Source organism: Rhizorhapis sp. SPR117 (assembly GCF_021742065.1).
In genome coordinates this window covers 62,422-70,609 of sequence record NZ_JAKKIE010000018.1, presented here as the reverse complement: position 1 = coordinate 70,609, position 8,188 = coordinate 62,422, and the positions used below count along the sequence as shown (strand labels likewise).

Sequence of the window (8,188 nt, the reverse complement as noted above, 5' to 3'; positions counted from 1 at the left end):
CCTGGACCGGCATTCCCACAGAAACGGCTTCAGCCCCTCCACTTGATCCTACCGGCATCAGCCGGTCAGTCATTCAGCTCCAATATATCATTACGCAATCGAGTTAGTATAAGACTGAGGGATGCAATGAATTTCAGACATGTCGCGGGTTTCGCTGTTGCGTCGGCTTTGGCGCTGTACGGGCCGGGGGCCGCCGCCATGGTTTCACCTGCTGCTCCGACTGGGGCGAACGACACCGTGAACGTCAAGGCAGAGCCAAATATTACAGGTGTGTGGGAGCGCTATCCCAGCCCCTTCCCGGAGGACAGCGACGGCTTTGATGACGTTCAACCGCCTGGCGACGGGCCCGATCTCGAAGAGCCCTATGCAAGCCAGTGGAAAGCGCAGCGAGCCAAGCGAGCGGCCGCGCTGAAAGCCGGCACGCCGCTGGTCGACCCCAGCACACAGTGCCTTCCCGAAGGCATGCCAACCATCATGCAGGCCATCTACCCGATCCAGATACTTCAGACTCCGGGGCAGATCACGGTATTGGCTGAGATTTTCATGCAGACCCGCCGGATATATCTGGATACGCCATTTCCGAAGCCCGACGACCTCGCGCCAACATATACTGGCTTCTCATCAGCGCATTGGAAGGGTGACACGCTGGTGATCGAGACGCGCGGGGTGCGAGAGGACGTCGAGTTTTTTGAAATCCCCCATAGTGATGCAATGACAATCACAGAGCATTACAGGCTGATCGCAGACGACATGCTGCAAGCGGATATCTCGATCAAAGACCCGGGATATCTAAAAACGCCCTACAACTTCACTTGGGTATATAAGCGTAACGACAATTACCAAATCCCGGAATATGTCTGCGACAATCGACTTGATGTCATAAATCCGGATGGGACTGTCTCTTTCGACATCCAATAGCAAGCATCGCTTGGCGGGCTAGACGGGTTCTGTCAGACCAACGTGGCATTTAAGACGGTTCGCTGGTAGCGAGCGGGGCCGCCCAGATATACGCCGAAGTGATGGAAACGATCTTCGCCTCGTTCGACGCGATTGTGCCGACTGAAAACCATATCAGGCAACTGCACCGCGATCTTCTGGTTCACAGCAGTCTCGGCTATCGTCCGCCAGCCCCGGAAACAGCAACGCCGCCAGCAATAATGCACTAACAATCAACCCGGACCACTCGGCGGGGGCCGGTCAGTTCCTCAAGCGCCGCGACAAAACGTTTAAAAAAAGATGCCGGAACACCGCTTGTGAATATGCTGCGCCCTTGGCTGCGGCTGCTCTCTTACCGGTTCAATCTACCGGTTCAATCTAAAGCCGATCCAAAGTGTGCGGGGCGTACCCAGGTCGATGCTGTCTGCAACGGCGCGCGTCACGACCTTTTCGTCGAAGATGTTTTCAGCGCGCGCTACGAGGCTAAGGGCAGAGGTGACAGGCCAGCTTGCCACAGCATCCACCGTCAGCGCGTCAGGCAGTACGTGGGTTTGGAGGTCGTCCTCATATTGCTTGCCGGTATAGCGCAGCGTCGCCGATAGTTGCGCACCCGTCTGCGGTTGCCAGCCTACAGTAGCGCTCGCCATATGGCGCGGACTTTGCGCGGGAGCCATGCCATTGAGATCGGACTGAACGCCCGAAGCCTTCACCACGCTATGGCTATAGGCGTAAGAAGCGCTGAGGAAGAAGTCTGCCAGTGTCGCCTGTGCGGTCAGTTCAATGCCCTTTGCAACGATCGCGTCGACATTCTGGCGCTGGCGGGTGTTAGTGGCAATAGTGACGTTGGCGATGGCATTGTCGAGCCTGTTGTAGAAAGCTGTGACGCCGACGCTGACGCCATCCATCGGGCGCAGATCAAAGCCTGCCTCAACGCCCTTCAGTTTTTCGGGCGCAAGGTTGGCATTGGCCTGCGTGACCACTGGAAAGACTGTGAATGGCCGATAGAGTTCGTTCAGAGTCGGCAGACGGAAGCCAGTATAAGCGGCCGCGCGAAGCGAAAGGGTCTCGCTGGTATTGAACAGCGCCCCCGCACGGCCGGTAGCGCGCCAGGCGCGGCGATCGGGGAAATTGTTGCGGGTCGTGCTGAGCCCCAAAGCGTCATTTTGCTCGAAAAAGCCGTTCGTGATAGTCCAGTGATCAGCGCGCACGCCGCCGGTTAGCACCAGGTTTCCCAGCGTCCAGTCATCCTCGGCAAAGAAGCCCAAGGTGCTGGTCTGGCCGCCGGCCCGCCGCCGCGCGGTAACAAGGCCGGTAAAACCGCTATAAGCGTCCTCATACATCGTGCCGTCGGATATGCGAAGGTCGGACCCCAGGCGCAGCACATGATCCTCTCCAACTGGCGGACGCAGTTCGATCTTGCCGCCGATACCGAGAGAGGGCGTGTTGCGCTGGTCCAGCACTTTTTGAAAGCTCGATGAACTGATCACGATATTGCTGAAATTGCGCGTCTGAATATAGGCAAGTGCATCGACCTGCCATGGGCCGCGCGCGATAAGGCGGATACTGGCATCCTGTCCCTCGCTGCTGCTGTCGGCACCGGCAAAGCGCAACGTCCGCTCATCCCGATAGACAAGGCCGCGTGCCTGAATTTCCAGAGTATCGGAAACCGGCGCAACCGCGCGTAGGCCAACGGACCAATTGTCGTAAGCCGCACGCGCATCGGCCGCTGTTCGCTGGCTCGCTGGCGCGGTGTAAAAGCCATCGCCCCGGTCCCAGCGGCCTGATGCCGAAACGAAACCCGTACCCAGATCGGGCGTTATTGTTGCCGACATTTCAGTCGCATCGCGACTGCCGTAAAAGGCGCTGGCTGAAAGATCCGGCAACAGATCACGTCCGGCGCTTACCATTTCGATCGTGCCTGCCACAGCGCCAGCGCCAAACGCGCCCGCCCCGCCGCCGCGCGTCACGCGGATGAGCGATAACCTGTCAGGCACCAGCGCCGTGAACGGAATATAACCGAAAAAAGGATCCGCCTGCGGTACACCGTCGAGTAGCACCAGCGCCCGGCTTGACGCATTGCCGCCCAGTGCACGCAAGGTTGCGCCCTGGGCCGAAGGATTGGCAGAACGGCTGTCGCTCCGCCGGAACTGGGCAAAGCCAGCCACGTCGCGCAACACATCCTCAATCCGGCTGCTGGCGTCATTCGTCAACCTTTCCCGCGTGATGGTCACGCTGCCATAAGCAGGCGTTCCCGGCGGCAATGGCAAACCTTCGCCCGTCACGACGATTGCATCGTCGCTTTCCGCCGATGCAATTCCGGGCGCCAGGGCAAGCAGAGACACCCCGAGAATGAGTTTGCGCATGATGATGATCAATTCCCCTATAATCACAGCCTTATTGGCTTTTTTGTGGGCGCAATGGTCCCTTGTGCCCGATCGCTATGATTCCTCCAGCGATGCTTGCGAATTAGAAGTGGAATGAAGCGAAAGCAAGGTGCATCGTGGTCGTACACCTTCAATAGGTGATGACCTTCACCTTTTGCCCCGGTGTCAGTTGACTGCTGGCAGTCAGGCGGTTCAACACAAGAAAGCGCTCCAGTCTATGATCCGGGAAAACCATTTTCGCTGATAGGGACTGAAGTGTATCGCCACGTTTCACGATGACAACGCGAACATATCGCGGTTTGATTTCCGCCGCTTGCGATGCCGACAATCGATGGAATGACTGCGCCATTTGCGACATTACGCCCATTCCCTGACCTGCCGGGGTGAGCATGATGAAATGATAGGCCTGGCTTGTAGACGTAGCATAGGCGAATACCGTTACGTCGACCTGACTGGAGCCGCTGGTAGCGCGCACAGAGGAATAGGCGGCGGGAATGCCATTCACGGTCGTTCGCTGGACCGGCGCCTGTGGGATGGAACTGTTATTGCTGGAAAGGCTGCGCAACACCGTGGCAATGTACGCATCCATGTCGCCGGAATATTTGGCCGAACTGAACTGCGCCTGTGCATTGGGTCCGGAAATGGAGACTGCGCTGGCGCCGTTCTGAATGGCAAAGCCTTGTGGGGCTGTGAACGCGATCCGCATTGCGGGATGCAGGAATTCGCGCCCAACGACCACGCCTTGCGCGGGATCGTCCCCATACATCATGCCGTCGATGGCAGCCAGAAATGTGTCACGGTTGCGAACGCCGCTGGAAGCGCCGGTCGCACGAGCCTGATCGGCTGCGCGTTGGACGCGGGAAGCCGGGTCGGGATGAGTGCTGGCCCATTCCGGGATTGAACCAGCGGTTCCGGCGGTGCTTTGATCGAGGCTATTTTGCGCTGCCAGACTTTCCAGCATGGTGGACAATGCCAACGGGTCATAACCAGCACGGACAAGATATCGGATACCCAGATCGTCTGCCTGCGTCTCCTGACTGCGTGAATAGCCGAGGGTTACAAGTTGCGCGCCCGTACCAATACCCTTGGTGAGCAACTCACCAACGGGCGAATCGCCCGCGACAGCGCCGACCAGTACCTGACCCAGGACGCCAAGAATGGAATTGCGTTGCGCCGCGCTTTGCCGTTTGGCGCTATGGCGGGCGGCGACATGCGCCACTTCATGCCCCAGCACCGCCGCCAGTTCAGCCTCGTCATTCATCAAGGCCACCAGCTCACGCGTGACATAGACATAGCCCCCCGGAATGGCGAAGGCATTGTTCACCGAGCTATTGAGCAGCGTAACGTCAAAAGCGGCCGGATCGGCGCTGAGACCGGATTGCACGGCAATTTTTCGGCCTACGCGCGTCGCATAAGCCGCTTGTGGGCCCGTATAGGCACCACCAAATTCAGCCACGATTTTTGGGTGTTCCTGATTACCCTGCTGCCTTTCCGCCGCAGATATAGGTGCTGATTGTCCGGCAGAAACAGGAGCTGCATTCGTAATGCCTGTCGGCGTGCACGCATTAAGCGCGAACGGTGCAGCGGCAATAAGCAGTTGAACGCGGAAATTCATCGGGAGGCCTCCTATCCTGTTTCGTATGTTCAACGATACCGCCATGCAAGCGGTTCCGAATGGCCGGGTCGACTAACACTGCGAGCACCGAGTATATACGAGGCGTGGGATTTACTCAGCCGCTACCTGCTTTTTCTCCAGCATCGGCTTCAGATATGCCCCCGTAAAGCTCCTCGGATTGTGCGCCACCTTTTCCGGCGGGCCTTCGGCCACGATTTCGCCGCCCTTGACGCCGCCTTCGGGGCCGAGGTCGATGATCCAGTCGGCAGTTTTGATGACGTCCAGATTGTGTTCGATCACGACCACGCTGTTGCCCTGGTCCACGAGGGCGTGGAGTACCTCAAGGAGTTTGCGGACGTCCTCGAAATGGAGGCCGGTGGTGGGCTCGTCTAATATGTAGAGCGTATTGCCGGTAGCGCGGCGGCTGAGTTCCTTGGCGAGTTTGACGCGCTGCGCCTCTCCGCCTGACAGGGTGGTGGCTTGTTGTCCGACCTTGACATAGCCAAGGCCCACTTCGGCCAGCATCGCCATTTTGTCGCGGATGGGGGGAACGGCCTTGAAGAATTCCACCGCATCCTCGACCGTCATGTCGAGCACGTCGGCGATGGACTTGCCCTTGAACTTCACCTCCAGCGTTTCGCGATTGTAGCGCGCGCCGTGGCACACGTCGCAGGTGACATAGACGTCCGGCAGGAAGTGCATTTCAATCTTCAGCACGCCGTCGCCCTGACAGGCTTCGCAACGGCCGCCCTTCACATTGAAGCTGAACCGGCCGGGCTTGTATCCGCGCGCCTGGCTTTCGGGAAGACCGGCGAACCAGTCGCGGATATTGGTGAAAGCGCCCGTATAGGTAGCGGGGTTGGAACGCGGAGTACGGCCGATGGGGGACTGGTCGATGTCGATGACCTTGTCGCAATATTCCAGGCCAGTAATTTTATCGTGCGCGCCCGCGATGATACGCGCGCCATTCAGCGTGCGCGCGGACGCGGCGTAGAGGGTGTCGACGGTGAAGCTCGACTTGCCGCTGCCTGAGACGCCGGTGATGCAGGTAAAGGTGCCGAGCGGGATGGATGCGGTAACGTTCTGCAGGTTGTTGGCGCGGGCGCCGTGGACGGTGAGCTTTTTACCTGACCCCTTGCGGCGCTTGACCGGCAGGGGGATTGCGCGGGTGCCGTTCAGGTAATCGGCGGTAAGGGAACCATGGTGGGCGAGGAGGTCGTTGAGGCTGCCCTGCGCCACGATCTCTCCGCCATGGACGCCTGCACCCGGCCCCATGTCGACGATATAGTCGGCAGTACGGATCGCGTCCTCGTCATGTTCGACGACGATGACGGTATTGCCCAGGTCGCGCAGGCGTTTCAGCGTGATGAGCAGGCGGTCGTTGTCGCGCTGATGCAGGCCGATGCTGGGTTCGTCGAGGACATAGAGGACGCCGGAGAGGCCGGAGCCGATCTGGCTGGCAAGGCGGATACGCTGGGACTCGCCGCCCGATAGCGTCCCGCTGGTGCGGTCGAGGTTCAGATAATCGAGGCCGACATTGTTGAGGAAGCCGAGACGCTCGACGATTTCCTTGAGAATGGCTTTGGCGATCTGGTTCTGCTGATCAGTGAGATGGCTGGGGAGTTGTTCGAAGAAAGCGAGTGCGTCCACCACGGAGCGGCGGGTGGGGATGGAAATATTCTCGCCCGCGATCTTGACCGCCAGCGCCTCGGGTTTCAGGCGCGCGCCGTTGCAGACTTCGCAGGGCTGGGCGGTCTGGTATTTGCTCAGTTCCTCGCGCATCCAGGCGCTGTCGGTGCTGAGCATCCGGCGTTGCAGATTGCCGATAACGCCCTCGAATGGCTTTTTGACCTTGTAACTCTTTTTGCCGTCCTGAAAGCGCAGGGTGACGGGCAGGCCATGGCTGCCGTGCAAAATGACGTCGCGGTGGGCTTCGTCGAGTTCGTTCCACGGCGTTTCGAGGTTGAATTCGAACTGGCGGGCGAGGGAGGCGAGCACCTGCATATAATAGGGACTGGGCGGATTGGATTTGGCCCAGGGCACGATGGCGCCTTTTTTGAGGGACAGCGCCTCATTGGGGACGACAAGTTGAAGATCGAATTCCAGCTTTTCGCCCAGGCCGTCGCAGGCGGGGCAGGCACCCTGCGGCGCGTTGAAGGAAAACAGGCGCGGTTCGATCTCTGCTATGGTGAAGCCGGAGACGGGGCAGGCGAATTTTTCCGAGAAGACGATGCGGTTGTCGGGGATGCCGGCGCCTTTTAGCCCTCCCTCCTTCAGGGGGAAGGATTGGGAGGGGGGGCTGTCAGCCTGAAACGACTGCCGCGCCTCACGGACGGTCCCCACCCCCGGCCCAGTGGGCGACCGGCCCTGTCCCCCAGACAGGGCCGCAGCGCCCACTTCTGAAGGAGGGGGAGAGCCATCCACCAGATCGACATAAGCCAACCCGTCGGCAAGTTTCAGGGCCGCTTCGAAACTGTCGGCTAGGCGGGTTTCGGTGCCTGGCTTCACGACGATGCGGTCGACCACCACTTCGATGTCATGTTTATATTTCTTGTCGAGCGCGGGAGCGTCCTCGATCTCGTAAAATTCGCCATCGATGCGGACTCGGGTGAAACCGGCCTTTTGCCACTCCGCCAGCTCCTTGCGATACTCGCCTTTGCGGCCGCGCACGACGGGGGCGAGGAGGTAAAGGCGGGTGCCCTCGGGAAGCTGCATCACGCGATCGACCATCTGGCTGACCGTTTGCGCCGAAATGGGCAGGCCTGTGGCGGGGCTGTACGGCACGCCGACGCGCGCCCAGAGCAGGCGCATATAGTCGTATATTTCAGTGACGGTGGCGACGGTGGAGCGCGGGTTACGGCTGGTCGTTTTTTGTTCGATCGAAATGGCGGGCGACAGGCCGTCGATATGCTCGACGTCCGGCTTCTGCATCATTTCCAGAAATTGGCGCGCATAGGCGGAGAGGCTCTCCACATAGCGGCGCTGCCCCTCAGCATAGATGGTGTCGAAGGCAAGGCTGGATTTGCCTGAACCGGACAGCCCCGTGATGACGATCAGCCTGTCACGGGGCAGATCGACATCGACCCCCTTCAAATTGTGCTCACGCGCACCACGCACGGAAATATGAGTCAGCATGCGGCTCTTAATGTTCCATATTTGTTCTGATGGCAAGGGCGATGCGCCCGATGGTGAAGATGGCGATGCAGGACGAGAGTTGCAAGCCGAAAGCCCGGTCCGAATGCGAGGCACGGGA

The 8,188-nt window shown here is 59.6% G+C and carries 5 protein-coding genes; 1 reads left to right on the top strand and 4 read right to left on the bottom strand.

Annotation, left to right across the window (positions count from 1 at the left end):
• Nucleotides 1–126 precede the first annotated feature (126 nt).
• Entirely contained in the window at nt 127–918 is a 792-nt protein-coding gene (locus L3X40_RS09135; RefSeq protein ID WP_237365335.1) for a hypothetical protein, read from the top strand.
• A 32-nt stretch (nt 919–950) separates the two neighbouring features.
• Here the strand turns inward: L3X40_RS09135 and L3X40_RS09130 are convergent, their stop codons facing one another.
• From L3X40_RS09130 to uvrA, 4 genes are all read right to left on the bottom strand, one after another.
• On the bottom strand, nt 951–1,103 hold the full coding sequence (locus L3X40_RS09130) for a hypothetical protein (protein WP_237365334.1): 153 nt from the start codon (nt 1,101–1,103) through the stop codon (nt 951–953).
• Nucleotides 1,104–1,301: 198 nt separating this feature from the next.
• Complete coding sequence (locus L3X40_RS09125; protein WP_237365333.1) at nt 1,302–3,299, bottom strand: TonB-dependent receptor; 1,998 nt, start codon at nt 3,297–3,299, stop codon at nt 1,302–1,304.
• A gap of 151 nt (nt 3,300–3,450) precedes the next feature.
• On the bottom strand, nt 3,451–4,935 hold the full coding sequence (locus L3X40_RS09120; protein ID WP_237365332.1) for a M48 family metalloprotease: 1,485 nt from the start codon (nt 4,933–4,935) through the stop codon (nt 3,451–3,453).
• 111 nt (nt 4,936–5,046) lie between these two features.
• Nucleotides 5,047–8,070, bottom strand: a complete 3,024-nt coding sequence (gene uvrA / locus L3X40_RS09115; protein ID WP_237365331.1) for an excinuclease ABC subunit UvrA — start codon at nt 8,068–8,070, stop codon at nt 5,047–5,049.
• Nucleotides 8,071–8,188: the final 118 nt, after the last annotated feature.